Annotated in this window: 24 protein-coding genes and 1 pseudogene; 5 read left to right on the top strand and 20 right to left on the bottom strand. The window is 69.5% G+C overall.

The features are described 5' to 3' along the window. The 4 genes and pseudogenes from VI238_RS18545 to VI238_RS18530 all read left to right on the top strand — a co-directional run. Positions 1-348 (top strand): annotated as a pseudogene (locus VI238_RS18545) (hypothetical protein); the annotation flags it as partial. 40 nt (positions 349-388) lie between these two features. Further along, positions 389-979 (top strand): YigZ family protein, encoded by a 591-nt coding sequence (locus VI238_RS18540; protein ID WP_331653954.1) that lies wholly within the window; start codon positions 389-391, stop codon positions 977-979. 52 nt (positions 980-1,031) lie between these two features. After that, positions 1,032-2,798: an ABC transporter transmembrane domain-containing protein gene (locus VI238_RS18535; protein WP_331653953.1), complete on the top strand. Its 1,767-nt coding sequence runs from the start codon at positions 1,032-1,034 to the stop codon at positions 2,796-2,798. After that, positions 2,799-4,583, top strand: a complete 1,785-nt coding sequence (locus tag VI238_RS18530) for a hypothetical protein (protein ID WP_331653952.1) — start codon at positions 2,799-2,801, stop codon at positions 4,581-4,583. Here the strand turns inward: VI238_RS18530 and VI238_RS18525 are convergent. The 8 genes from VI238_RS18525 to VI238_RS18490 form a co-directional block, all read right to left on the bottom strand. Continuing rightward, positions 4,576-4,782 (bottom strand): cold-shock protein, encoded by a 207-nt coding sequence (locus tag VI238_RS18525; RefSeq protein WP_131997747.1) that lies wholly within the window; start codon positions 4,780-4,782, stop codon positions 4,576-4,578. The two genes, VI238_RS18530 and VI238_RS18525, sit on opposite strands and share 8 nt — an antisense overlap. A 220-nt stretch (positions 4,783-5,002) precedes the next feature. After that, positions 5,003-5,752: an S-methyl-5'-thioinosine phosphorylase gene (locus tag VI238_RS18520; RefSeq protein WP_331653950.1), complete on the bottom strand. Its 750-nt coding sequence runs from the start codon at positions 5,750-5,752 to the stop codon at positions 5,003-5,005. Next, on the bottom strand, positions 5,749-6,291 hold the full coding sequence (locus VI238_RS18515) for a hypoxanthine-guanine phosphoribosyltransferase (protein WP_331653948.1): 543 nt from the start codon (positions 6,289-6,291) through the stop codon (positions 5,749-5,751). Before VI238_RS18515 ends, VI238_RS18520 begins: the two co-directional genes overlap by 4 nt. Further along, positions 6,288-7,307, bottom strand: coding sequence for a beta-N-acetylhexosaminidase (nagZ, locus tag VI238_RS18510; RefSeq protein ID WP_331653947.1), 1,020 nt, complete (start codon positions 7,305-7,307; stop codon positions 6,288-6,290). The genes VI238_RS18515 and nagZ overlap by 4 nt, the downstream gene beginning before the upstream one ends. Before the next feature lie 13 nt (positions 7,308-7,320). Then, positions 7,321-7,824 carry a CYTH domain-containing protein gene (locus tag VI238_RS18505; protein ID WP_331653946.1) on the bottom strand — a complete coding sequence of 168 codons (504 nt, stop codon included), beginning with the start codon at positions 7,822-7,824 and terminating at the stop codon, positions 7,321-7,323. A gap of 124 nt (positions 7,825-7,948) precedes the next feature. Continuing rightward, positions 7,949-9,244 carry a 23S rRNA (uracil(1939)-C(5))-methyltransferase RlmD gene (gene rlmD, locus VI238_RS18500; protein ID WP_331653945.1) on the bottom strand — a complete coding sequence of 432 codons (1,296 nt, stop codon included), beginning with the start codon at positions 9,242-9,244 and terminating at the stop codon, positions 7,949-7,951. 67 nt (positions 9,245-9,311) lie between these two features. Beyond that, a complete protein-coding gene (locus tag VI238_RS18495) occupies positions 9,312-9,902 on the bottom strand; it encodes a YdbL family protein (protein WP_331653943.1) in 591 nt (196 codons plus the stop codon). Between the two features lie 33 nt (positions 9,903-9,935). After that, positions 9,936-12,737, bottom strand: a complete 2,802-nt coding sequence (locus VI238_RS18490) for a hypothetical protein (RefSeq protein WP_331653941.1) — start codon at positions 12,735-12,737, stop codon at positions 9,936-9,938. Between the two features lie 46 nt (positions 12,738-12,783). Between VI238_RS18490 and VI238_RS18485 the strand changes: the two genes are divergently transcribed. After that, complete coding sequence (locus tag VI238_RS18485) at positions 12,784-13,617, top strand: response regulator (protein ID WP_331653940.1); 834 nt, start codon at positions 12,784-12,786, stop codon at positions 13,615-13,617. On the opposite strand, the gene recO is transcribed toward VI238_RS18485, so the two are convergent. From recO to VI238_RS18425, 12 genes are all read right to left on the bottom strand, one after another. Then, positions 13,609-14,328 carry a DNA repair protein RecO gene (gene recO, locus VI238_RS18480; RefSeq protein ID WP_331653939.1) on the bottom strand — a complete coding sequence of 240 codons (720 nt, stop codon included), beginning with the start codon at positions 14,326-14,328 and terminating at the stop codon, positions 13,609-13,611. The two genes, VI238_RS18485 and recO, sit on opposite strands and share 9 nt — an antisense overlap. A gap of 15 nt (positions 14,329-14,343) precedes the next feature. After that, complete coding sequence (gene era, locus VI238_RS18475; protein ID WP_331653938.1) at positions 14,344-15,246, bottom strand: GTPase Era; 903 nt, start codon at positions 15,244-15,246, stop codon at positions 14,344-14,346. Then, positions 15,236-15,904: a ribonuclease III gene (gene rnc, locus VI238_RS18470; protein ID WP_331653937.1), complete on the bottom strand. Its 669-nt coding sequence runs from the start codon at positions 15,902-15,904 to the stop codon at positions 15,236-15,238. The genes era and rnc overlap by 11 nt, the downstream gene beginning before the upstream one ends. Continuing rightward, positions 15,901-16,290 (bottom strand): DUF4845 domain-containing protein, encoded by a 390-nt coding sequence (locus VI238_RS18465; RefSeq protein ID WP_331653936.1) that lies wholly within the window; start codon positions 16,288-16,290, stop codon positions 15,901-15,903. The genes rnc and VI238_RS18465 overlap by 4 nt, the downstream gene beginning before the upstream one ends. A 50-nt stretch (positions 16,291-16,340) precedes the next feature. Then, the gene (gene lepB / locus VI238_RS18460) at positions 16,341-17,174 is read right to left on the bottom strand and encodes a signal peptidase I (RefSeq protein WP_331653935.1); all 834 of its coding nucleotides are present in this window, start codon (positions 17,172-17,174) and stop codon (positions 16,341-16,343) included. Positions 17,175-17,277: 103 nt separating this feature from the next. Beyond that, positions 17,278-19,068 (bottom strand): translation elongation factor 4, encoded by a 1,791-nt coding sequence (lepA, locus tag VI238_RS18455; protein WP_331653934.1) that lies wholly within the window; start codon positions 19,066-19,068, stop codon positions 17,278-17,280. 146 nt (positions 19,069-19,214) lie between these two features. After that, positions 19,215-20,654: a DegQ family serine endoprotease gene (locus tag VI238_RS18450; protein ID WP_331653933.1), complete on the bottom strand. Its 1,440-nt coding sequence runs from the start codon at positions 20,652-20,654 to the stop codon at positions 19,215-19,217. A gap of 125 nt (positions 20,655-20,779) precedes the next feature. Continuing rightward, positions 20,780-21,715: a MucB/RseB C-terminal domain-containing protein gene (locus VI238_RS18445; protein ID WP_331653932.1), complete on the bottom strand. Its 936-nt coding sequence runs from the start codon at positions 21,713-21,715 to the stop codon at positions 20,780-20,782. A 51-nt stretch (positions 21,716-21,766) separates the two neighbouring features. Next, positions 21,767-22,444: a sigma-E factor negative regulatory protein gene (locus VI238_RS18440; RefSeq protein ID WP_331653931.1), complete on the bottom strand. Its 678-nt coding sequence runs from the start codon at positions 22,442-22,444 to the stop codon at positions 21,767-21,769. Then, positions 22,441-23,034 carry an RNA polymerase sigma factor RpoE gene (gene rpoE, locus VI238_RS18435; protein ID WP_331653930.1) on the bottom strand — a complete coding sequence of 198 codons (594 nt, stop codon included), beginning with the start codon at positions 23,032-23,034 and terminating at the stop codon, positions 22,441-22,443. The genes VI238_RS18440 and rpoE overlap by 4 nt, the downstream gene beginning before the upstream one ends. Positions 23,035-23,122: 88 nt before the next feature. Continuing rightward, positions 23,123-25,711 carry an EAL domain-containing protein gene (locus tag VI238_RS18430; protein ID WP_331653929.1) on the bottom strand — a complete coding sequence of 863 codons (2,589 nt, stop codon included), beginning with the start codon at positions 25,709-25,711 and terminating at the stop codon, positions 23,123-23,125. Further along, a complete protein-coding gene (locus tag VI238_RS18425) occupies positions 25,708-26,307 on the bottom strand; it encodes a hypothetical protein (RefSeq protein ID WP_331653928.1) in 600 nt (199 codons plus the stop codon). The genes VI238_RS18430 and VI238_RS18425 overlap by 4 nt, the downstream gene beginning before the upstream one ends. Between the last annotated feature and the right edge of the window lie 92 nt (positions 26,308-26,399).

Raw genomic sequence — 26,399 nt, 5'->3', positions numbered from 1 at the left:
CCGGCCGCCGCCGCGGCACCGGCGCCGGAGGCATTCCCGGCCGAGGACCGGCGCCGGGAAGCCGAAGCCGGAAGTCCCGCCGGCGCCGGCGCGGCCGACGGCCACGAGGCGACCGCGAAGCAACGCCTCGACGAACCCTCGCTGCGCACGCGTGCGGCGCCGGCGCCTCCGAGCAGTTCGGTCGAATTGCGGCGCGACATGCAGCTCGCGCCGGACGACTGGCTTGCGCACGTCCGCCAGCTGCTGCGCCAGGGTCGGCGCCAGCAGGCGATCGAGAGCCTGCGCCTGTTCCACCAGGCGCATCCCCGATACCCGTTGCCGGCAGACTTGCACGCGTTGCTCGACTGACGCCGGCAACGCGACCTGGTGGCGAGTTACACTCGACGCGATGAGCGCACCGGCCACCCTGCACGGCGAAGCGACGCTGCAGCAGGAGATCAAGAAGAGTCGATTCCTCGCGCGCGCCGCGCCGATCGACACGGCCGAGGCCGCGACCGCATTCATCGCGCGGGCGGGAGACCCGGCGGCCACCCACAACTGTTGGGCATGGCGCATCGGCCCGATCTACCGTTTCAGTGACGACGGCGAGCCCGGCGGCAGCGCGGGCAAACCGATCCTCATGGCGATCGACGGCCAGGCGCTCGACCGTGTCGCGGTCGTCGTGACGCGCTGGTACGGCGGTGTCAAGCTCGGCGTGGGCGGGCTCGCGCGCGCCTACGGCGGCTGTGCCGCCGAGTGCCTGCGGCGCGCGGAGCGACAGCCGATCGTCGACCTTCGTCGCGCGCGCATCCGCTGCGACTACGCGTCGCTGCCGGTGCTGCGCGCCCGGTTGCGGGAGTTCGACGCCGCCAAGCGCGCGGAACGTGCCGACAACGACGGCGTGGAGCTCGACGTGGAATTGCCCGCCGAACGCATGGACGCCCTCGCCGCATGGCTGCGCGATCTCACGCGCGGGCGCGGCCTGTTCGAACGCGCTTGAACGCGCGACGGCTGCCCGCACTTCGACCCGACTTGCTGCTTCCGACGCGCCGATGCCCGACCAGCCCGCCACCGACCCGCCGCGCAAGCTTCGCTCGTTGACGCGGCTCCTGCCGTATCTCACGCCGTACCGCGGGCTGCTCGCGGGCTGGCTCGGCTTCCTCGCGTTGTCGTCGACGGCGACCTTGACCCTGCCCCAGGCCGTGCGCGTGATGATCGATCACGGCTTCACGCAGTCGGATGCGGCCGCGATCAACGCGACGTTCCTCGGCCTGTTCGCCGTCGCCGCCGTGCTCGCGATCGCGACCGCGGCGCGCTTCTTCTTCGTGACCCTGCTCGGCGAGCGCGTCGCGGCGGACCTGCGCCGGCGCCTGTACGACCACTTGCTCACGCTCGACCAGGGGTTCTACGAGAGCGCCCGCACGGGCGAACTCGTGTCGCGCCTCGCCGCCGACACCGAGCTCGTGCAGACGGTGGTCGGTTCGACCCTCTCGGTCGCGCTGCGCAGCGTCGTGACGTTGATCGGCGGCGCCGCGGCGATGATATGGACGAGTCCGCGCCTCGCCGGTTTCACGGTGCTCGTGATCCCTGCGGTCGTGCTGCCGATCGTCGTGTTCGGTCGACGCGTGTCGAAGCTGTCGCGCGAAAGCCAGGACCGCATCGCCGACGCGTCGGCGACCGCGAGCGAGGCGCTCAACGCGGTGCACACGGTGCAGGCGTACACGCGCGAGCCGGAGGAAACGCGTCGCTACGCGCAGGCAATCCAGCGCGCGCTCGACGTCGCGCGCCGGCGCATCGCGATGACCGGCAGCCTGACCGCGATGGTCATCCTGCTGGTGTTCGGCGCGATCACGCTCGTGCTGTGGGCCGGAGCGAAGGCGGTCATGGCGGGCACGATGGCACCGGGCGTGCTGAGCCAGTTCGTGCTGTACGCGGTATTCGCCGCAGGTTCGGTCGGCGCCCTCAGCGAAGTCTGGGGACAGGTGCTTCGCGCGGCCGGCGCGCTCGGCCGCATCGGCGACCTGCTCGACACTCGCCCCGGCATCGTCTCGCCATCGCCGGCCACCTCCCTCGAGCGCCCCGTGCGCGGAGCGATCCGCTTCGAGCACGTCGAGTTCCACTACCCGTCGCGCGCCGACCGCCCCGCCCTGCACGACTTCACGCTCGACGTGAAGCCGGGCGAGACAATCGCGCTGGTCGGCCCTTCCGGCGCGGGCAAGACCACCGTGTTCCAGTTGCTGCTGCGCTTCTACGACCCCGGCAGCGGCCGCATCACGCTGGACGGCATCGACCTGCGCGCGCTCGCGTTGCCGGACTTGCGCGGGAGCTGCGCGCTCGTGCCGCAGGATCCGGTCCTGTTCGGTGCGAGTGCCGCCGACAACATCGGCTTCGGTCGCGCAGGATCGAGTCGCGACGACGTCGTCGCGGCGGCGCGCTCGGCGGAAGCGCACGACTTCATCGAGGCGCTGCCCGAGCGCTACGAGACGTACCTCGGCGAACGCGGCGTGCGCCTTTCCGGCGGGCAGCAGCAGCGCGTCGCGATCGCGCGCGCGCTGCTGCGCGATGCGCCCGTGCTGCTGCTCGACGAAGCCACATCGAGCCTCGACGCGCAGTCCGAACACCTGATCCAGCAGGCGCTCGAGCGCCTCGAAGCCGGCCGCACGACACTCGTGATCGCCCATCGCCTCGCGACCGTGCAGCGTGCGGACCGCATCGTCGTCATGGACGGCGGACGCATCGTCGCGCAGGGCACGCATGCGGAACTGGTCCGCGCGGGCGGCCTCTACGCCGAACTCGCGCGACTGCAGTTCGCGGCCTGAATGGGCGCGGCCGACGACGGCTTCGTCCGCCGACTGCGCGAAGCGGTTTCGCTCGCCGATCGCGGCGAACTGCCCGCCGCGATCGAGCGCCTGCGAGCGCTGCTGCGCGAGCAGCCGCGCGCGGCGTCGCTGCGCCAGCTGCTCGCGCGTTGCCATCTGCGCGCAGGCGAACGCGACGCGGCGCTCGCGATCGCGGCGCACCCGTCTGTGTTGGCCGACCGCGCGACCCTCTACGCCATGGTCGCTGATTTCGCCGACGCGGGAGCGGGCCGGGAACGCGTCGCGTTGCTCGAAGCGGTCGTGCGCCACGACCCGTCCGACTACGAAGCCGCGCTCGCGCTCGCCGCGTCGCTGCATGCGCTCGGTTGCCCGAGCGCGGCGTTGCGCTGGAGCACGCATGCGAGCTCGCTGCGTCCGCGCGCACCGCTGCCGCGCGCGATCGCCGCGACCGCGCTCGTCGATCGCGGCGACGTCGAGGCGGGGCTTGCCGCGTACCGAGACCTGCTCGCCACGCATGCCGACGCCGAACATGCCGCGCGCCACCTCGTGCTCATGCACTACGACCCCGCGCTCGACGCGCCGGCGATGTCGGCAGCGATCAACGCATTCGCGCGGCGCTTCCTGCCGCGTCCCGACAGGATCGAGGCGCGGGCGAGGCTCCCCGGGCAGCGGCTGCGCATCGGCTGGGTGTCGCCGCGCTTCGGCGACGGACCCGTGCCTACCTTCCTCGGCGGCTTGCTGCGTGCGTTCGATCGCGAGCGGCACGAGCACGTGCTCGTCGACCTCGCCGCTACGGATCGGCGCCTCGCGCACTCCCTGCTGCGCGAGGGCGACGCGTACGTCGACGCGAGCGGCCTCGGCGACGAGGCGTTGCTCGTGCGCCTGCGCGCGCTCGAGCTGGACGTTCTCGTCGACCTCGCGGGCCACTCGACCGCGAATCGCCTGGCGGTCATCGCGCGACGTGCAGCCCCCGTGCAGCTGACCTGGCTCGACTGGTTCGACACGACCGGCGTCGCCGCCATCGACGCATTCGTGGGCGATCCGTGGATCATGCCGCCGGGGTCCGACGCGCACTTCAGCGAAACGGTCGCCAACCTGCCCTCGGGCCGGTTCTGCTACACGCCGCCGCACGACGCGATCGAGGTCTCGCGGGTCGGTGACGGCGCGGTCGTGTTCGCCTCGTTCAACCGGCTCGCCAAGTTGAACGACGGCGTCCTCGATGCGTGGGCGGCCATCCTGCTCTGCTGTCCCGATTCCCGCCTGGTGCTGCGCGCGCGCCATCTCGGCGAAGCGGACACGCGTGCGCATGTCGCCGCGCGCCTCGGCGCGCGTGGCGTCGATGCGAGCCGGCTCGAACTCGGCGGACCGTTGCCGTACCGCGATCTCCTCGACGCCTACCGCCGCGTCGACATCGCGCTCGATCCGTTCCCGTTCTCCGGCTGCACGACCAGTTGCGACGCCTTGTGGATGGGATGCGCCGTCGTCGCGATCGAGGGGAACACCTACGTCGGCCGGCAGAGCGCGAGCCTGCTGCGCCGCCTCGGGGCGATCGAATGGATCGCGTCCGACGCAGCCGGCTACGTCGAGTGCGCACGGCGCGCGGCTGCCGACGTCCCGGCGCTGCGTGGCGCGCGGGCCGCGTTGCGTCGTCGCGTGCTGGAGTGCCTGTGCGACGCGCGCACGCACGCCGACGAATTCGCGCGCCTCGTGCACGCGCTAGCACAAGGCTCGATCGTCACTCGGCCAAGCCCAGTGACGCGAGGCTCGATCGGCGACCCTACTTGACCGGCTGGACGCCGGAGGCCTGCGATCCCTTGGGCCCCTGCACGATCTCGAAGTTGACGCGCTGCCCCTGTTGCAGCGTGCGAAAGCCCTGCGAGTTGATGGCCGAGTAGTGAACGAACACGTCCTCCCCGCCGTCCTCGGGCGCGATGAAGCCGAAGCCCTTCGCGTCGTTGAACCACTTCACCGTACCGGTAAGCATCGATGCCTCTCGCTCGTTGGAACGCACCCCATGCAGCGCTGCCGCTCCCCATGCCGCAACGCACAGGTGCGCTCCGAGTATAACAATTGCTTAACGGACCGAATCAAGTGGCAGTGCGCAAGTCGCGCAAAGCCCGCGATGCGCGAATGCGGGGCCCGCAGGCGCAAGCCGGCGCAGGACTCGCGACTGCGTCCCCGGTGTCGATCACGCGCTTGCGGCTTCAGTCGCCGAGCAGCGCAGCCACGATGCGTGGCACCAGCGCGGTTGCGGCCTCGAGGTTGGCGAAGATCTCGGGCAGGCTGATCTCGGCCTCGTCGCCGCAGCCGGCGGCCCAGTTCGCGACCAGCGCGATGCACGCGTACTCGAGTTCGAGCTCGCGCGCGAGCGCGGCTTCGGGCATGCCCGTCATGCCGACGAGGTCGCAGCCGTCGCGACGCATGCGGGCGATCTCGGCGCGCGTCTCGAGGCGCGGCCCCTGGGTCGCGCCGTAGCATCCGCCGTCGACGATCGCGACGCCGGCGCGCGCCGCGGCCGTCAGAAGGTCGCGCCGCAATGCGGCCGTATACGGCTCGCTGAAATCGATGTGCCTGACCTCGGCGCCGGCGACGTCGCAGAAGCTCGTCAGCCGTTCGCTGGTGTAGTCGATGATCTGATCGGGCAGCGCGAGTACGCGCGGCCCCATGTCGGCACGGATGCCGCCGACCGCGTTCACGCCGACCACCCGACGTGCCCCGAGATGATGCAGCGCCCACACGTTCGCGCGATAGTTCACGCGATGCGGCGGGATCGTGTGCGATTCACCGTGCCGCGCGAGGAACGCGACGCGCTTGTCGCCCAGCCGGCCGACGACCACGCTGTCGGAGGGGTGGCCGTACGGGGTATCGACGGCGTGCCGCTCGGACGCTTCGAGCCCCGCGAACCGATACAGACCGGTTCCGCCGATGAGCGCAAGGTCGAGATGGCGGCTCATGCGTCCACCGCATAGATCGCCGCGAGATTGCGGCCCTGCTCGTGGTAGTCCATGCCGTAGCCGAACACGTAGCGATCGGGCACCTCGACGCCGACGAAGTCGGCGCGCAGGCCGGCGCCACGCCCGTGGCGCTTCTCGCAGAGCACGACGAGAAGCACGCGTGCTGCGCCTTGCTCGAGGCAGAAGTCGCGGATCGCTTTCAGCGTGTGGCCTTCGTCGAGGATATCGTCGACGAGCAGCACGGTCGCACCGGCGAGCGCGATGGCCGGCTGCTTGATCCAGAGCAGGGCGCCGCCGCTGGTCGCGCCGCGGTAACGCGTCGCGTGCACGTAGTCGAACGCGAGCGGCGCATGAATCGCGGTCGCCAGCTGTCCCGCGAATGCGAGCGCGCCCTGCATGACGGTAAGGAAGACCGCCGGCTTGCCGTCGAGCGCGGCGTCGATCTCGCGGCCGACGCGTTCGATCGCGAGGGCCAGCGTGGCCCGGTCGTGGACGAGATCGGCGCGCGCGAGCGCGTCGGCGAGGCTGGCAGTGCTCATGTCGTGGCCCGTACGGCGCCGTCGAGTTCGACCAGGCGCGCGATGAAGGTATCGCGTTGCGGGTTGCTCGCGAGCGCCTCCCAGGTCTGCGCGACCGCACCCTGCAACGCGGCGATGCATTCGGCGTCGCACGGCGTCGCGTGCGCGCTCGCCGCGATCGCCTCGTCGACGATCGCGGGGCTGCAGGCAAGCAGAAGGTCGCAGCCGGCGAGCAGGTGCGCCTCGATGCGCGCGGCGATGCTGCCGACCTGCTCCGCCGCCGCCATCCCGATGTCGTCGCCGATCACGCAGCCGCGGAAACCGAGTTCGCCGCGCAGCACGTCCTCGATCCACACCCGGGAGTAGCCCGCGGCGCGCGCATCGACCGCGGGATACGTGACATGCGCCATCATGACGGCTTCGGCGCCGCTCGCGATCGCATCGGCGAACGGCACGAGATCGGTCGCGAGCAGATCCTCGAGTGGGCGCGGATCGACCGCCGCGTCGAAATGCGTGTCCTCCGCGACCGTGCCATGGCCGGGAAAATGCTTGATCGTCGCCGCCATGCCCGCGAGCCGCATGCCGCGAAGATAGGCCTGCGCGAGTTCGGAGGCGACCTGCGGGTCGGCGTGAAACGCGCGTTCGCCGACCGCGCGATTGCCGCGCGCGAGATCGACCACGGGCGCGAAACTGAGGTCGACGCCGATCGCGCGCATTTCGCTCGCCATGACCCAGGCGTGCTCTTCGGCGGCGCGGATCGCCGCCTGCGCGTCGCGTCCGTACAACTCGCCGATGCGCGCGAGCGCCGGCAGGGGCGTGAATCCATCGCGAAACCGTTGCACGGGACCGCCTTCCTGGTCGACGCAGACGAGGAACGGCTCGGGGCGCTGGACGCGGATGTCGTCGATGAGGTCGACGACCTGGTCGCGGCTGGCGAAGTTGCGCGAGAACAGGATCACGCCGCTGACCTGCGGCGCCGCGAGCTGGCGTCGGTCGGCGTCGGTGAGGGTCTTGCCGGGAAGTCCGATGATGAGCATGGCGTGGATCGTATCAGGCCGCGTCGTCGGCGTTGCGTTCGGCGGCACTCCAGACACCGTAGGGGCGCTCTGCAAGCCGGACGTTGTAGTAGCGCTCGAGGTGGCTCACCTCGCGGCCGAGCCATCCCGGCCGCGGGAATGGCGCGTCTGCTGCCTCGAGCTCGACCTCGGCCACGACCAGCCCTGCGTTTGCGCCGCCGAATTCGTCGATCTCGAACAGCGAGCCGTCGACGACGACGTGATGGCGCACCTTCTCGACCTTGTCGCCCGCGAGCGTCGCGAGCATGCGCCGCGCGTCGTCGCCGGGAATCGCGTACTCGTATTCGTCGCGCTGCACGCCGCCGGTGGCCGACTTGATGTTGAGGAACGCGCGCTCGCCGGCCACGCGCACGCGCACCGAGCAGCGCGCGGCCGGCGGCCCGGCGAGATAACCCTGCTGCATCGGCTCGCTGCGCGAGACACCGGCGCGCCACGCGTCGCCGACGACGAGGAACTTCCGTTCGATTTCGATCGCCATGGGTTCAAGGCCGAAGAATAGAGATTGAAACACGAAGGACACGAAGAGAAGCAAACAAATCTTCCTTCCCGCTCTTCTTCGTGTCCTTCGTGTCGAAAGCGGTTGCTCTTCGCTTCCAGCCGACTCAACGCTCGAACAGCGCGATCGACTCGACATGGGCAGTGTGCGGGAACATGTCCATCACGCCTGCGGCAACGAGGCGAAAGCCGTGTTGCGTGACGAGCGTGCCGGCATCGCGTGCGAGCGAACCCGGATGGCAGGACACGTAGACGACGCGGTCGGTACCCTTGCGCGGCAGGTAATCGAGCACCGCCGCGGCGCCCGAGCGCGGCGGGTCCAGCAGCAGCTTGTCGTAGCCCGCCTGCGCCCACGCGGTGCCGCGCTGGTCGGCGGCGAGGTCGGCGGCATGGAACTGCGCATTCGCGATGCCGTTGCGCACGGCATTCTCGCGCGAACGCGCGACGAGCGCGGCCTCCCCCTCGACGCCGACGACGTCGCCGGCGACGCGCGCGATCGGCAACGTGAAGTTGCCGAGGCCGCAGAAGAGGTCGAGCACGCGGTCGCCCCGCGCCAGGTCGAGCAGCTCGAGCGCACGCGCGATCATGCGCTGGTTCATGCCCGCGTTGACCTGGATGAAATCGAGCGGGCGGAACGCGATGTCGATGTCCGAGGCCGGGATGCGGAACGACAGCGATACGTCGTCAGGCCACAACGGCGCCACGCTGTCGGGACCTCCCGGCTGGAGCAGGATCGCGAGGCCGTGGCGCTGGCCGAACGCGACCAATGCGGCACGATCGCCCTCCGAAAGCGGGCGCAAATTGCGGAACGTCAGCGCGACCGTCTCGTCGCCGGCCGCGATCTCGATCTGCGCGATCTCGGCGCGCGCCTCGAGCGCGCCGACGAGCGCACCGAGATCGGCCAGGCGCTCGCCCACTTCGGGCAACAGCGTGTGGCAGCGCGCGAGATCGGCGACGAAGCGCGGGTTGACCTCGCGGAAACCGACCAGCGCCTTGTCCTTCTTCGCGACCCACTTGACCGACAGGCGGCCCTTGCGCCGATAACCCCACGGCTCCCCGCCGAGCGGATCGAGCCAGCGCCCGGGAACCACCTTGCCGATGCGCTCGAAATTCTCGGCCAGCACATGCTGTTTGGCGGCGATTTGCGCCTCGGGAGAAAGGTGTTGCAGGCTGCAGCCGCTGCAGGTACCGAAGTGCGCGCAGCGCGGCTCGATCCGCTGCGGCGAACGCACGAGGATCTCCTCGGCGCTCGCCTCGTCGAAGTTGCGGTGCCGCTGCACCCGCCCGAGTCGCACGCGCTCGCCGGGCAGCGCGCCCGCGACGAACACGGTCTTGCCGTCGATGCGCGCGACGCCGCGTCCGTCGTGGGAGAGATCGATGATGTCGACTTCGGGGTTCTGCATGGGGTCCAAACGAAGCGCCCGCCGTTCTAGGCGGGCGCACAGGTATGCGGCAGGCCGATGCGAGTGGCTACTTCTGCTTCCACGCGCCGGAAGGATCCTGATAATACCAGCCCGGACGCGCCTGCTGGATCCATTGCCTCGCGAACGTGTCGCGGATCTGGCCCTCCCATTCGGCATGGCCATTGGCGAGCGCGATCTCGCGATAAACGGCCTGGCGGTCGCGGTTCTCGTCGGCGACCGCCGCGTTGACCGCGGCGCGCTCGGCGAGCGGCACGCTCGCGGCGTCGCGCACCGCGACGAGGCCGTCACGCGTGAAGCCGACCGCTCCACTCGCGCAGTATTTCGCGAGCGTCGTGCTGAACCGCTGGCGCATGCGTGCCTGGATCGCCTGGATCTGCGGCGTCTGGATCGTGATGTCCGCGCCTTGCGCGTGGGCGCTCGGGACGACGAGATCGAGCAGCATCGCGGCCGGCGAGCGGCCCGGCGGCGGCTCGGCCGGCGGCTGCGACGGCTCGACCGCCGGTCCGATCACCTTGTCGACGAATTGCTCGGCCGCCTTCTGCGCGGCGGCTTCGGGGAAATAGACGTTGATGGTGACGCACGCAGCCGGCAGGACGAGCGCGGCGGCGAGGACGGAACCGCTGAGGAGGTGGCGCATCGATAGGTCTCCCGTGTGTATGGACGCCCGTGGTCACTCGATGACCGGCCCGCTGCCGCGCGTCGCCTCGACGAGACGCCGCACGAGCGTGGGCCAATCCACGCGCCGGCGGTGACCGACGATCATGATGCGCGGCAGGCCCGATCCTTCGACGATAGTGTAGCCTGCGCTCGACGACTCCGCGCCGGCGACGATCGCGGGCGGGATCGGCTCGATGCCGCCCATCGAACACACGTCGTCGCGCAGGATGCAGCGGATGCCGAGTCGGCGGTAACCGAACGTGTCGAAGATCTTCAACGCCATCGTCTGCAGGTTCGACGACAGTCCGCCGCCCCCACCGAGCGCGGTGAGGTCGTCGACCGCCTTGTAACTCATGCGCCCTCCGCCGTCCGTGCGCAACCATGCGTCGAACGCGACCGGACTCCAATCGACGAGGCGCACGCCGCCGATCGTGCCGAAGAGGCGCCCGCTCATGCCGCCGAACGAGAACGCGCTGGTGACCTGCTCGAGGTCGAGGTTCTCGAAATGCGCATCGGCCGACAGCGACGGCGCGACGCCGAACGGGCGTTCGAGCGCGAGGCCGCTGATGCCGAGATGGCCATCGAACGCGTAGAGGTCGAGGCCGCCGCGGAACTCGACGCGATCGCCGACGAACTCGATCTCGGGAATGCCGCCCGAGAGCTTGCCCGGAAACCTCGGCCAGCCGAACAGGTCCGACAGGTGCGCCATGTCGATGCCGCCGAGCGCGAACGAGCCCGCATAGCGTTCGCCGCGCGCCGAGCGCGGCTGCGCCGTGAAGCGCTCGATGCGCATCTGGCCGCCGAGCACGTCGACCGCGAGCGGTCTTGCGAGCGCGATCGTGCCGTCGCGCGAGACGAGTTCCGCCCGCGCCGCCCCGAACGGAAGGCGGAACACGTCGAACGAACGCCACCCGAACGTCGTCGCCGGCCGATCCGCCGAGAGCGCCCAATCGACCGCACCGTCGAGGCCGTCGACGGCGAAGCGCCCGCCACCGTCGCGGATCGATACGTCGTGCGCACCGAAGGCGAACTGCCGCGGCTTGCCCCGATCGAGTTCGAGTCGGCCTTCGACGCGCCCGCTCGCCGCGAGCTCAGCGTAGCCACGCGTCGCGAGCCAGCTTCGCGCGTAGCGTTGCAGCGCCGGCGCGAGCCGCGCGTCGTGCAGTTCGATCCGCGCGGCCTGCACAGGTGGGACGGCATGCGGCGCGAATTCGCCACTCGCGGCGAAGGCGAGCACGTCCGGATCGTTCCAGTCGAATCGTTCGAGTCGCCAGCGGTCCGCGGCAACGACGAGATCGGCTGCGAGCGAGACCGGCGTCACCGGAAACTTCAGGTAGAACGCATCGACGAGCGCCTCGCCGCCACGTATGCGCGCGTCGACGCGGATGCGCGGAACGTCCGCGTCGACGTCGACGCGCACCGTGCCCTCGGCGGCGACGTGCGCGGCAGCCACGGCGCCGTCCGCGCGCTCGAAACCGAGGTCGCGCAGTGCGAAGCGCGTGCGCACGCGTTCGCCGGCGGAAGCAAACGGACGCAGCGCGGTCCGCTCGAGGGTGATGTGGCCACCGAGCAGGGCCGCGCGCAGCGCGCCGCGCAGTTCGAGCGCGCCATCGCGCGCTTGCCAGGTCGCTCGGGTCGGGCCGATCGCGACGCCGCCGATGCTCGCCTTGCGCCAGGCCAGGGCCGTCGGCACGCCTTCGCCACGTGCGGTCCAGTCGAAGCCACCGCTGAGCCCGTCGACCGCGATCGTTCGGGCCGGGTCGCGCAGGCTCAGGCCGTCGGTGGCCATCGCCAGGTGCCGCAATCCATCCCGGTCCACCTCCACGCGGCCCGTGACGCTGCCGTCGAGAGCGAGGCCGCCGACGCCGTGGGCAGCCAGTACATCGCCTGCGTAACGCCGCGTCGCCGCGGGGAACACCACGCGCGCAGCGGTCACCGACAGCGCACGCAATGGCACGGTCGCAGCCGGCTCGAACTCGCCATGTGCGTCGAACTCGAGCGCGCCCGGGTCGCGCCAGGCGAAGCGTTCCACGACCCACGGGCCGTCGTCGACGATGCGCGCGTCGAACCCGACGGCGACAGGCGCATCGGGGAATGCGAAGCGGAGGCTGCCCGCCTGCAGGGTGCCGCCGCCGATCTGCATGTCGGACTTCACATTGCGCGCCTGCGCGGTCGTGCTCGTCGCCAACGTGCCGCGGACGGCGATCCCGTCGACCGCGAAGCTGCCGTCGAACGTGCCGAGGGTCACCCGGTCGGCCACGTACGCTGCCTCGACTTCGCCGTCGTGGCGCCACTCGGCCTGCGCGTCGAAGATGCCCTCCCTCACGTCGCCGCCCTTCCAGACCATCGCGAGCGGAGCCTTCAGCCACGTCGCAGGAACGCGCCGCGCGCGCGCGAGCGCGGCGCCGTCGCCTGCCAACGGCAGCTCGATCGCGACGCTGCGCTCACCCTGCTCGAGCTCGAGCTCGAACCGCTCGGCGGTCGCGCGCACGCGAAGTCCGGCACTCGCCGTGTCGCGGCCGGATTGCAGGACGACGGGACCGGCGCAGGCCAGCGCATCGTCCTCGGCGCGCCGCAGCGTGCACGACCACTCGAGGCGCCCTTCGAGCCCGAGCGTCGCGCTGCTCAGCGCGTCGACGACCAGGGCCAGCGCACCGCCCGGCACCGGCGCGAGGCGCAGATGGACTCCCCGCGCGTCGACGTACGCATTGGCGACGCGCGCGGCGTCGATCGAAAGGCTGCGCGCACCCGCGGCCGGCGCGAGCGCGACGGCGAGCAGCGACAGCAAGGTGATCTGCGTTGACGGGCGGCGCATCGCCGTCCATTCTGCCTCATCGCCGAAGCATCAGTCCGTACCAACCATGACTGCGCCGCGCATCCTCGTCGCCGACGACAATCCGCTCAGCTTGCGCTTCCTCGCCGATGCGCTCGTCGGAGCGGGCGCCGAAGTCGGCGAAGCGATCGACGGCCTCGCTGCAGTGCGGCTGGCCGCAGCGACCGCGTACGACCTGCTGCTGCTCGATGCGCGCATGCCCGGGCTCGACGGCGCGTCGGCGCTCGAGCGCATCCGCTCGCAGGGAGCATCGCAGTGGGCGACGGCACTCGCTACGACGGCCGACGACGGTGCTGCGAGTGCCGCAGCCTTGCGCGCACGAGGTTTCATCGCGGTGCTGACGAAACCGCTGAGCGTCGACGCGCTGCGTGACGCAGTCGCCAGCCACCTGCCCGCCGGTGTCGCCTTCGCCGCGGCGCCCGCGCCCGCCGCCGTCGCCGAGGGCTCCGCGCGCGACGGCGCATATGTCGACGGCGCATATGTCGACGGCGCATGTGTCGACGGCGCGTATGTCGACAGTGCGCATGCCCGGTCCACCGACGCCGACGCGCTCGACGACGAGCAAGCGCTACGCGCCGCAGGCGGCGACAGGCAGATCGTGAGCGCCCTTCGCGGCCTGTTCATCGCCGAACTCGACGCGCTGCCGGACGAGATCGAGGCCTTCGCCGCGCGCGGCGATCGCGCCTCGCTGCGCGACCGCCTGCATCGTCTGGACGCATCGGCAGGCTTCTGCGGCGTACCCGCGCTGGTCGCTGCCGCATCGCGCCTGCGTCGCCTCCTCGACCAGGCGCCGTGGCCCGAGCAAGGCGTCGCGCAGTTCCTCGCGACCTGCGAAGGTGCGCGCCGCCGCCTGTCAGCCTGAGCCCGGCGACGCGGGAAGCACGGAACGCCCCCATGTCCACGCGTTGAGCTCGCCGCCGAGGTGATGGCGGATGACGCTTCGCATGAGTCGACGCAACTGCAACTGCTGGGCGGAATCGGGCATGACATCGGTGCCGAACGCAAGCAGCGCCGCCCCGGACACCGGCGGCAGGCGACTGTCGCCGGCGGCGACGCGCGCGCCCGCTTCCGGGTCGTACGCATAGTCCTGCTGCGGCGCGAGCGCATGACCGGACGCGTCGCGGTCGAGCACGAGCGCATAGCCGAGGTCGGACAGCAGTTCGCGTTCGAAGCGGCGCAGGGTCCAACCGGGCGGGTCCATTCCCGCGAGCCTGTCGAGGCACTGGGCATACGCGCCGAACGCGAGCGGATGCGCGTCGTTGCGCGCACACAGACGCAGCACGAGCTCGTTCAGGTACATCGCCGCGAGCAGGCGGTCGCCTGCGAGCGCGAACGGCGCGCTGGCGACGTCGGCCGCGACCAGCGTTCCGAGCTCGCCGCGGGAGACCCAGTCGAGCAGCAGTGGCTGCATCGGCTGCAGTACGCCGCGCGGAATCCGACTGCGCTCGCGGCGCACGCCACGGGCCACCAGGCCGACGCGCCCGTGATCGCGACAGAACACATCGAGCAGCAGCGACGTCTCGCGATAAGGTCGCGCGTGCAGGATGTAGCCGGGTTGCTGCTCGACGCGCATCCGCGATGGTGGCGGCTACTCGCTGTAGCCGAACTGCTTGAGCGCAGCGGCGTCGTCGCTCCACGACTCGCGCACGCGTACCCACAGCTCGAGGAACACCTTGCGATCGAAGACGCGCTCCATCGCCCGCCGTGCGGCACTGCCGATCTTCTTCAGCTGGGCTCCACCGGCGCCGATGACGATTCCCTTCTGGCCTTCCCGCTCGACCCAGATGACCGCGCCGATGCGCGCCAGTTCCGGCGTATCCTCGAACCGTTCGATCTCGACCGCAGCCGCGTACGGCAGCTCGGCCGCGAGCTGAAGCATGAGCTGCTCGCGCACGAGTTCGGCGGCAAGGAAGCGTTCGCTGCGGTCGGTGAACTCATCCGCGGGAAACTGCGCGGGCCCCTCCGGCAACAGGGCGACGATCTCGTCGAGCAAGGCGGGTACGCCGTCGCCGCGGCGCGCCGCGAGGAAATGCACCGCCGCGTAGGGGCGATCGCGCGTGACCTCCGCTGCGAACGGGAGCAACGCCTTCTTGTCGGCGAGCTTGTCGACCTTGTTGACGACGAGCAGGCAGGGCGACTTCTGCTTCGCGACGAGTTGCCAGACCGCCTCGTCCTCTTCGCGCCAGCGCACGCCGTCGATCACGTGCACGAGCAGATCGGCTTCCTCGGGCACCTGGCGCGCGACGCGATTGAGCTGCCTGTTCAACGCGCGCTTGCCACCGTGATGGAGGCCCGGCGTGTCGATGAACACGATTTGCGCATCCGGGCGCGTCTCGACGCCCAGGATGCGGTGGCGCGTGGTCTGCGGCTTCGGCGTGACGATGCTGAGCTTGGTGCCGAGGATCGCGTTGAGCAGCGTCGACTTGCCGACGTTCGGCCGTCCGATCAGTGCGACGCGCCCGAACCGGTGTACGGACACGTCAGGTTTCATGATCGATCCTCGATTGGGCGAGCTTCAACGCGTCGTCGGCCGCGATCTGTTCCGCGGCGCGGCGGCTGGACGCGGTCCCGCTGGTACGGATCGACAGCGTCGGTACCGCGCAGCCGACTTCGAACACGCGCGCATGGTCGTCACCGTGCGCGGCGACGAGATCGTACGTCGGGAGCGGCAGGTTGCGCGCCTGCAGGAATTCCTGCAACCGCGTCTTGGCGTCCTTCGGCGTGTGCGCGCCGGCTTGGACGCGCGCCGCGAAGAGGCGGCGGACGTGGTCGCGACAGGCGTGCCAGCCGGCGTCGAGATAGATCGCTGCCACGACCGCCTCGAGCGCATCGGCGAGGATCGAGTCGCGCCGGAAGCCGCCGCTCTTGAGCTCGCCTGGGCCCAGATTGAGACGGTCGCCGAGTTCCTCGACGCGCGCCATCTCGGCCAGGGCGGCGCCATTGACGAGCGCGGCACGCAACCGCGTCATCTCGCCCTCGGTCGCGCGCGGGTGCAGTTCGTAGACGAGTTCGGCGACGAACAGGTTGAGCAGAGCATCGCCGAGGAACTCGAGTCGCTCATTGTTCTCGTGCCCTGCGCTGCGATGCGTCAAGGCACGCCGCAACAGGTCGGCGTCGGCGAACCGATGTCCGAGGACGCCTTCGTTCACTCACCACCGGCGCCGGACAGATTGACCGACTTGTCGAATGTCCCGACCAGGTCGATGTTGTAGATGAACGGCACGCGCTTCTCGTAGTTCACGCGTACGGTAGAGGCGCCGGCTTCCTTCTTCAGCGAAATCGCCTGTGGCGGCACGCTGTTCTCGTCGACGTACTGCGTATTGAACTTCAGCGACAATTCGGCGCGCACTTCGGTGAGTCCCATGTTGGCCGAGCGAGGATCCTGCCGCAACTGGTCCAGCGCCTTCAGGACGCCGAAGTATTCGACGTACATCGGAACAAGCCGCATCGCCATGTAGGCGAAGAATCCGGCGACGAGAAGCAGGATAGCGAACCCGATCAGGGTGATGCCTTCGACCTTCCTACGCGTGCGCATGTGTCGCCCTCCCCGTTCTGCGGCGGTAAGCCGCCCCTGCCTGTGGAAATTCAGTGGATGATCGTACCGATCCGGCTGAAGTCGATCCCGCCATCCCAGTTCATCCAGATCACGAACGCCTTGCCGACGAGGTTCTCCTCCGGAACGAATCCCCAGAAGCGGCTGTCGGCGCTGTTGTCGCGATTGTCGCCCATTGCGAAGAAGTGTCCAGAGGGAACGGTCCAGCTCCCTTCCTTGGCGCCCCACGCCTGCGGCAGCTCGAGGATGCGATGCTCGATGCCGTCGAGATTCTCGCGCTTGACCTGCGCGCCGTCCATGCGGTGACCCGGCTCGGCCGGCCCGGTATAGGCACCGAGACCCGTTTCCTCCACCGCCTTGCCGTTCACGTACAGGATCTTGTTCCGGTAGGTGATTTCGTCGCCCGGGAGGCCGATCACGCGCTTGATGTAGTCCTCCTTCGGGTTCTGCGGATAGCGGAACACGAACACGTCGCCGCGCTTGGGCTCGCCGACGTCGAGGATCTTCGTATTCAACACCGGCAGGCGCAAGCCGTACGCGAACTTGTTCACGAGGATGAAGTCGCCGACCAGCAACGTCGGCATCATCGAACCGGACGGGATCTTGAACGGTTCGGCGATGAACGAGCGGAACAGCAGGATCACCAGCAGTACCGGAAAGAACGATCGCGCGTACTCGACCGGCACCGATTCCTGCAGCGCGGTGCGCGCGCGCGCCTCGCGCTCCTCCTCCGTCAACGCGGTCATCGCCTTGATGGTATCGGCGCGGTGGGCACGGCGCCGCGCGAGCAGCAGCCAGTCGAACAGCCAGACGACGCCGGTGACCGCGGTCAACACGACGAGCAGCAACGCGAAATCGAAATCCATCCGGAGCTCCTTCGGAGCCGGGATCCGGGCGCCGGGATTTCGGGATCCGACAGGGCGAGCCCTGCCGGACATCCGGAATGCCGAATCCTGAGTCCCGACGTTTCTATTTGTCCATCTGCAACACGGCGAGGAAGGCTTCCTGCGGGATCTCCACGCTGCCGACCTGCTTCATGCGCTTCTTGCCTTCCTTCTGCTTCTCCAGGAGCTTGCGCTTGCGCGAGACGTCGCCGCCGTAGCACTTGGCGAGGACGTTCTTGCGCAGCGCCTTCACCGTCGACCGCGCGATGACCTGCGCGCCGATGGCCGCCTGGATCGCGACGTCGAACTGCTGGCGCGGGATCAGTTCCTTCATCTTCTCGACCAGATCCCGGCCGCGCCGGTCGGCGCTCGAGCGGTGCAGGATCAGGCTCAGCGCGTCGACGCGGTCGCCGTTGATGAGCACGTCGACGCGCACGAGCGGGCCGGCCTGGAACCGCTCGAAGTGGTACTCCATCGAGGCGTAACCGCGCGAGACCGACTTGAGCTTGTCGAAGAAGTCGAGCACGACTTCCGCCAGCGGCAACTCGTAGCTGATCTGCACCTGGCTCGCCATGTAATGGATCGAGCGCTGCACGCCGCGCTTTTCCTCGCACAGCTTGATCACGTTGCCGATGTGGTCGGGTGGCGTGAGGATGTTGGCGACGATGATCGGCTCGCGGATCTCCTCCACGTACTGCGTCGCCGGCAGCTTCGCGGGGTTGTCCAACGACAGGATCGAGCCGTCGGTCTTCAGCACCTCGTAGATCACCGTCGGCGCGGTCGTCACGAGGTCGAGGTCGTACTCGCGTTCCAGCCGCTCCTGGATGATCTCCATGTGCAGCAGGCCGAGGAAGCCGCAGCGGAAGCCGAAGCCCATCGCCTCGGAGTTTTCCGGTTCGAAGCGCAAGGCCGCGTCGTTGAGCTTGAGCTTCTCGAGCGCCTCGCGCAGCTTCGGATAATCGTCCGCCGCGGTCGGGAACAGGCCGGCGAACACGCGCGGCTGCATCTCGCGGAAGCCGGGCAACGGCTTGCCGGCCGGCTTGCCGGCCTGGGTGAGGGTGTCGCCGACGGGCGCGCCGTGCACGTCCTTGATCGACGCCGTGACCCAACCCACTTCGCCCGCGCGCAGCGCATCCTTGACGAGGCGCTTGGGCGTGAACACGCCGACATGGTCGACTTCGTGGCTGCGCCCGGTCGACATCACGAGCAGCTTGTCGCCGGGGCGGATCTCGCCCTGCATCACGCGCACGAGAGAAACCACGCCGAGGTAGTTGTCGAACCAGGAATCGATGATGAGCGCCTGCAGCCGGTCGGTGTCGAGCGGTTTCGGCGCCGGAATGCGCGCGACGATCGCCTCGAGCACGTCGCCGACATTGAGGCCGGTCTTCGCGCTGATCGCGATCGCGTCGGTCGCGTCGATGCCGATGACCGCCTCGATCTCCTCCTTCACCTTCTCGATGTCGGCGGTCGGCAGGTCGATCTTGTTGAGCACGGGCACGACTTCGAGCCCCATCTCGACCGCGGTGTAGCAGTTGGCGACCGACTGCGCCTCGACGCCCTGCGCCGCGTCGACGACGAGCAATGCCCCCTCGCACGCGGCGAGCGAGCGGCTGACCTCGTAGCTGAAGTCGACGTGCCCCGGGGTGTCGATGAAGTTGAGCTGGTAGGTGTTGCCGTCCTTCGCGGTGTACGGCAGCGAGACGGACTGAGCCTTGATCGTGATGCCGCGCTCGCGCTCGATCGGGTTGTTGTCGAGCACCTGCGCTTCCATCTCGCGCTCGCTCAAGCCTCCGCAGAGCTGGATGATGCGATCGGCGAGCGTGGACTTGCCGTGGTCGACGTGGGCGATGATCGAGAAATTGCGGATATGTTGCATTCGGAATGCGGCTGCGGGCGAGCGATCGGCACAAGCGCCGGATTATCGCAGAAAATCGCCGTCCGCGTCCCGCGTCGCGATACGCTCGCCCGGCATGCGGACGGGGCCGATGCGGCCCCGTCCGTCGTCGACCGACCAGCGCCGGCTCAGCCTTTGCCGGCCGGCGGCACGGTGAGAGCGAGGAACTGCGTCTGCTCGTCGCGGCGCACGAGCAGCATCACCGACTCGCCCGGCTTGGCCTCCTTGAGGTCGGCGTTGAAGTCGGCGACCGACTTCACGGGCTTTCGACCGACCATGAGGATCACGTCGCCGGGCGCCAGCGCCGCACGGCGGGCGGCATTGCCCGTGATGCGGGTGACGACGACGCCCTGCCCGTCCGTGATGCCGAGTTGCTTGCGCTGGTCGGCGGTCAGGTCCTCGACGACGATGCCGAGCGGATTCCCGGCGACGGTCGCGGGCGCGGCACCGCGCACGCCCGCCAGTGCATCCTTGTCCGCCGGCAGTTCGCCGACCGTCACGGGTATCGTCAGGGTCTTGCCTTCGCGCCAGACCGACAGGTCCGCCTTGCTGCCGGGCTTGCTCGAGCCGACGAGCGGCGGCAGGTCCACCGACATCGCGATCTCGTGACCGCCGAAGCCGAGGATCACGTCGCCGACCTGGACGCCGGCCTTGTCGGCCGCGCTGCCGGGCGTGACCTTGTTGACGAGCGCGCCGCCGCTGCGCGGGAGGCCGAGCGCCTTCGCCTGCTCGCGATCGACATTCTGGATCTGCACGCCGATCATGCCGCGGCTGACCCGACCGGTCGCCTTGATCTGCTCGACCGCGTTCATCGCGATGTCGATCGGGATCGCGAACGACACGCCCATGAACCCGCCGGTATTCGAGAATATCTGCGAGTTGATCCCGACCACCTGGCCGTCGAGATTGAACAGAGGGCCGCCCGAGTTGCCACGGTTGATCGGGACGTCGGTCTGGATGAATGGCACGTATTGCTGGTCGGCGCCGCCGAAGTTGCGACCGACGGCGCTGACGATGCCGGCGGTGACGGAGTGGTCGAAACCGAACGGCGAACCGATCGCGACGACCCATTGCCCGGCCTTGACGATCTTCGAATCGCCGAGGCTCACCACCGGCAGGTTGGTCGCGTTGAGCTTGAGCAGCGCGATGTCGTACTGCGCGTCCGTGCCGACCACCTTCGCGTCGAGTTCGCGCCGATCGGACAGCCGCACCGTGACCTCGTCCGCGCCGTCGACGACATGGTTGTTCGTCAGCACGTACCCATCGGGCGAGATGATGAAGCCCGAACCCATCGACACGCGCATGCCGCGCTCGCGCGGCTGCGGCATCGGGCCGAAGAAGCGCCGGAAGATCTCCGGTACATCCTGCTGGTCGATCGCGTCCTGCGCCTGTGCGTCGGGATTGCCGCTCGCCTGCACGTTCACCACCGCCGGGCCGTAGCGTTCGACCAGCGGGGAGAAGTCGGGCAGGTCCGCCGCGGGCACGTTCGCGGCGAGCGCGAACACGAGCAGCGGCGCCGCCGCCCAGCGCGCGAGAGAGCGCCGTTCGTTCCTTGAAGTCGTCGTCATGGTGTCACTAGCCTCCTGGGGGATCCGGTTTCCGGCGCGACCGAACGGCCGCTGGCCGATTTGCCGCTATTGACGCGCCCGGCGCCGCAAAGTTCCGCTGCGACCGTGCGCGTTTCAGTGCCGCTTCAGCGCCCTGGCGCCGGCTTCAGCGAACCCACCATGCGCTCCAGGGTCGCGCGCGGCACGTCGCCGATCGCGGTGAAGCGCGTGCCGCCCGACGTATGCGAATAGATGCCGAGCATGCCGCGCCTGAGACGCTGGTCCGCGCGCTCGTTGCCGGCGTGCGGTTCGATGTAGATCGACACGTTCGCGAGGCCGTCGCTGTACAACTGGTGTTCGACGCCGTCGGCCGATGCGTGCGTACGCCCGAGCACGAAGCCCGGCGGCGGGTCGGCGACGCGCCAGCGTGCGGTGCCGGTCGCGGGCTCCTGCGCAGGCGGCGCGCCCGCGGTCGCGGCACTGGCGGCGAGGTCGGCGTCGCGCGGCTTCGCGCCGATGTCGAGCGTGACGAACATGTACTCTTCGAGCGTCCGGTGATTCGCGTCGACGACCGCCGAGCGCAGCGGCAGCCCGCTCGCATCCTCGAGCCACAGGCGATATCCGTAACGATAGCCGTCGCGCGGCACGACGTCGATGCGATGCGCACGGTAGCCCGCGACGCGATCGATCCCGGCCGCGGTGACCGCGTAGAGGTTTCCCGCGGCGACGCCCCGCGGCGTCGGCAGCAGCGGCAACAGGCGTGCGTCCGTGCCGCGGAATGCCGACGTCGTCGTGCCTCCCTGCAGGCAGGTCACGGTCGCGCCATCCCGCACGACTTCGCTGGGCGCGCCGTTCAGGCCGACCAGCCGTTCGCGTTCGATCGCCCCACCCGCGTGGAAAATGCGCAGCGCATCGACCTCGGCACCGCGCGAATAGACGAACGAACCCTGGTAATCGAGCTGGCGAATCGCACCGTGCATGCGTGCGAGCGCCTCCGCAGCGGCCTGCTCGGCGGCGCCCGCCTCGGCAGCGAAGATGCCGCCCGCAAGGCAGAGCAGCAGCCGAAACGACGCGATGGTCACGCGTGGAGCGCGCGCCGCGCGGACCGCGCACCGTGCCGCCGCAGCGGCCACTCAGCGGTTCCGCGCACCTGGTTGGCCCGCCTGCGCGGCTTCGCCCGGATTCTGCGGCGTCGCGAGCAGGACGTACGGCACGAAGCCCGACGTACCGGTCGCGCCGGCCGACTGATAATGGCGCACGAGATACGACTGCAGGCGCGGATCGAGCACGACGACCTGGCCACCCTCGCTGCCGAAACTCACCGGCGATGCCTCCGCGGGACCGCTGGGCACGAGCAACGGCGGGCGGACGTCGGGAAATGCGCCGACTGCGGGCGAGGAACTCGCGGCTGCCGGCGCCGCCGCGATCGTCGGGCCGGGCGAGGCCGGGCGCGTGGCGGCGACGGCCGGAGGCGCATCGCCCGGGATCGAGGCCGGGCGCGTGAGGACGAGCGCAGCGACTGCGACCGACGCGGCGATCGCGCCACCCGCGCCCCAGCGGAACCACGCACCGCCCGCATGGCGGCGCAGTGCGACTTCGGCATCGAGTCGAGCCATGATCCCATCGGCGAAGCCGTCGCGCAGGGGCACGATTTCCTGCCGGCGCAGCGTCTGCCGCGCGACGTGGTAGCGCTCCCAGCGCAGGGGCAGTGCCTGGTCGGTCGCAACCCGACGCAGCAGGAAGCGCGTCTGGTCGCGCTCGAGTTCGCCGTCCATCAGGGCCGAGAGTTGTTCGTCGATGTGTTCGTTCATGAGGTTCTGTTCTCCTCCGACAACAACGGACGCAATTGTTCGTCGATCGCTTCGCGGGCGCGGAAGATGCGCGACCTCACGGTGCCGATCGGGCAATTCATCGCGTCCGCGATCTCCTCGTAGCTCAAGCCGTCGACCTCCCGCAGGGTGATCGCCGTCCGGAGTTCTTCCGGCAACCTTTCGACCGTCGCGAACACGGTTCGTTCAATTTCCTGGCGCATGAGTTCGCGTTCGGGCGTTGCCGACTCGTGCAGGCGCGCCGCGCCGTCGAACTGCACCGCGTCCTCGACGGCCACATCCTCGGTCGGCGGACGCCGTCCCTGCGAGACGAGCCAGTTCTTGGCGGTATTGATCGCAATGCGGTAGATCCAGGTATAGAACTGGGCCTCCCCGCGGAACGAGCCGATCGCGCGGTATGCACGGACGAACGCCTCCTGGGCCACGTCCTGGCACTCGCTCCAGTCGTTGACGTAGCGCGAAATGACGCTGACCAGCTTGTGCTGGTACTTCCTGACCAGGAGGTCGAAAGCGCGTTTGTCGCCATTCTGGACGCGTTCGACCAGCGCCTGATCCAAGTCGCTTTCGCCCATCCGGGCCATTCTCCCTGTTTGCCGGCGCGTTCGGGCATGACAGCCTCGACCGCGTCCGGCGCGAATAGTTCCGCCTGCGCGACGACCGTCAGGCGCGCGCGGTCGGCACGGGGACCCGCCCGAGCAACCGGGCGCGCTCCTGCAGCAGGGCTTCGAAGCTGGCCGCGGGCAGCGGCCGGCAGAACAGGAAGCCCTGCAGCACCTCGCACCCTTCGGCGCGGAGGAAATCCAGATGCTGCTCGATCTCGACGCCTTCGGCAACGACCTCGCGGTTGAGATTGTGCGCCATCGAGATCGTCGCGCGCACGATCGCCTCGTCGTCGGGGTCGACGCCGATGTTGCGCACGAAGGCCTGGTCGATCTTGATCCGGTCTGCCGGGAAGCGCTTGATGTAGTCGAGCGAGGACTGGCCGGTGCCGAAGTCGTCGATCGAGATGCCGCAGCCGAGGCCGCGCAATCCGTGCAGCGTTTCGAGCAGGTTCGGGATCGATTTCACGTTGATGCTTTCGGTCACCTCGAGATCGAGCAGGTGCGGATCGAGGCCGGTTTCGCGCAGCACTTCGGCGACGACCTGCACGAGGTTGGGCTGGCGCAGCTGCAGCGGCGACAGGTTGACACCGATGCGCAGCGGCAAGCCGTACTGCGCCTGCCAGCGCCGCGTGTCGCGGCAAGCGGCGCGCAGGATCCATTCGCCGATCGAAATGATCAGGCCCGATTCCTCGGCGAGCGGGATGAAGAACCCGGGGCTGATCATGCCGAGTTCGGGATGCTCCCAGCGGATCAGCGCCTCCATGCCGACGATGTCCTCGGTCTGGCCGTCGAGCTGGGGCTGGTAGAACACGCGCAGTTCGCCGTTTCGCTCGGCCTGGCGCAGCTTCGCCTCGAGTGCGAGGCGCTGCTGGTGCGACTCCTCGGGCACCGCGACGTAGGCCTGGAAGTTGTTGCGACCCATGCCCTTGGCGGAATACATCGCGACGTCGGCGTGCTTGAGCAAGCGTTCGGCGTCGGTCGCGTCGTCGGGATAGAAGCTCAGCCCGAGCGAAGCGGTCATGCTCAGCTCGAGTCCGCCGGCGAGTTGCAGCGGCGCTTCCATCGCGCGCACGATCTTCTCGGCGATGCGCACGACGTCCTCGCGTTGCACGATGTGGCGCAGGATCAACGTGAACTCGTCGCCGGCGTATCGCGCGACCGTGTCGGAACTGCGCACGCTCGCGCGCAGGCGTTTGGCGACCGCCGCGAGCACCTGGTCGCCGACCGCATGGCCGAGCGAGTCGTTGATGTTCTTGAAGCGGTCGAGGTCGACGAATACCACGGCGAACATTTCGCTCGTGCGGTGGGCCTCGTTGATCGCCGAGTTGAGGCGGTCGTTGAACAGCAGGCGGTTGGGCAACCCGGTCAGCGGATCGCGCAGGCCGATCGCGCGACCCTGGGCGCGCGCGTGGCGCAGGTCGAGCTCGCACGCGAGCGAGTGCGCCATCACGCGCACGCCGGCGATCACGGCGGCATCGAGCACGAGCGAATCGTGGCGCGCCATCATGAGCGCTCCGAGGCAGGTCTGGCGCTCGCCGTACAGTGGCAGCCCGATCACGCACTCGTAGCGGTGCTCGCGCACCGACGCATCCGCGCCCGGGCTGCGCCACGCGCCGGACGCCTGCAGGATCTCGTTGCCATCGAGCACGTGGCGCAGGTTCACTTCGCGCAACGGATCGGGGCCGTCGCCGTCCTCGCGCCGGCGGAACACCGCGAGCGCCTGCGGCTCCGCGGCCTGCTCGACCGGCGCCTCGACGAACACGGCGTAATCGAGGGCGAGCCAGTCCACGAGGCAGCGCAGCGTGGATTCGGCCGGGTCGTGCGAGCCGGCCTGCGCCATGCGCAGCAATGCGACGAGCGCCTCCTGGTGCCGGCTGAGTTCCTCGATCTCGCGGAACAGATAGAAATGGACGACGCGCCCTTCCTGCACCGCGAGCCGCACGTGAAGATCGACCGGATAGCTGCCGCCGTCCGCGCGCGGCTTGCGCGCACGGACGTGCACGCTGCCGTCGCGCTCGAGCTTGCGCGCGATCTCCTCGCGCCGCTCGGCGGCGACGACGAGGTCGAAGCCGTCGATTCGACCCGCGAGGATCTGCGCGCGCGGATAACCCGAACGCTGCACGAACGTCGCATTCACCTCGAGCACGCGGCCGCTGGCCGGGTCGACGATCGCGAGCTCGTCGAGGCTGCCGTCGAATGCGAACTGGTAGCGCTCGCCGCCGGACACGTGCTGGCTGCGCACGGTGCCGGCGCTGCGCGCGGCGAGCGCGACCTTGATGCGCGCGAGCGCGTCGTCGGGCTTGACCGGGCGCGCGATCCACTCGATGAGGCCGGCCGGCAGGCGACCGTCGCGCCAGCTGCCGCCACGGCTGCCGAGGACGCCGATCACCGGCAGGTCGTGGCGCGCGTGCTTGCGCAACTCGTCGCAGAAGGCCAGCGCTTCGGCCGGGTCTTCGCCGAACTCGAGCAGGACGAGGTCGATGTCGAGGTCGGGCACGAGGAAGCCTCGCGCCTGCTCGATGTCCTTGGCCGAATAGATTTCCTCGAAGGCCTGGGCGTCGAGTGCGTCGAACAGCACGCGGCGATCCTCGCGGTCGGCCGCGACGATCAGCGCTGCACCGCGTGCGTCGACGGCGGGCCCGCTCATGTTACCCAGCGTCCGTCGCGCAGTCGCAGCTGGCGGTGCAATTCGCTCTCCACCGCGAGGCGGTCGTACATCCCGTCCAGTTCCTCCGGCAGCTCGCTGCGGGTGCTCACAAATACCAGTTTGCGCTCGTTGCTGGTCGGCGTGCGCGAAATGCGTCGCAACAGCAGCACGTCCGCCGGCTTGAGGTGCGACTCGTAGTCGACGAACATGTAAATGCCGAAATGCATGCTCTGCAGCACGTAGCGCAACGCGTCCGACATGCGCTTGGAGCCGGGTACGTGCATGCCGCTTTCTCGCAACGACGCGATGCCGCCGTCGGGATCCCACGCATAGATCGAAGCGCCACCGCGCATCGCCAGCACGCGCATCTGCGCCACCGTGTCCGCGACGCTGGAAGTCTGCAGTGCCACGATGTGATGCATCGACTGCACGATGCGGTCGAGCATCTTCTGGACGACCTGCAATTCAGCCTTGTTGTCGATCACACCATCCCCTGACGACGTGGCGGAGCGCGCACGCTCGCCGGGTCGCCTTGCCTTGCGCGACGCATCCCGGCCCATCGCATTCGCCGGCTCCTTGCTGCGATCGTACCGCAAGTGTGTTCCGCAACTCCTTGCCCGGGCTGCATTGACCCGACGCACGGCTTGCCCGGATTATAGCCGTCCCCCTAGCCTGCTCCCGGAGCCGG

The organism is Dokdonella sp., assembly GCF_036518555.1.
In the GTDB taxonomy this organism is placed as follows: domain Bacteria; phylum Pseudomonadota; class Gammaproteobacteria; order Xanthomonadales; family Rhodanobacteraceae; genus Dokdonella_A.
The sequence above is the reverse complement of the archived record's forward strand: the minus strand, read 5'-3'. Positions and strand labels throughout refer to the sequence as shown.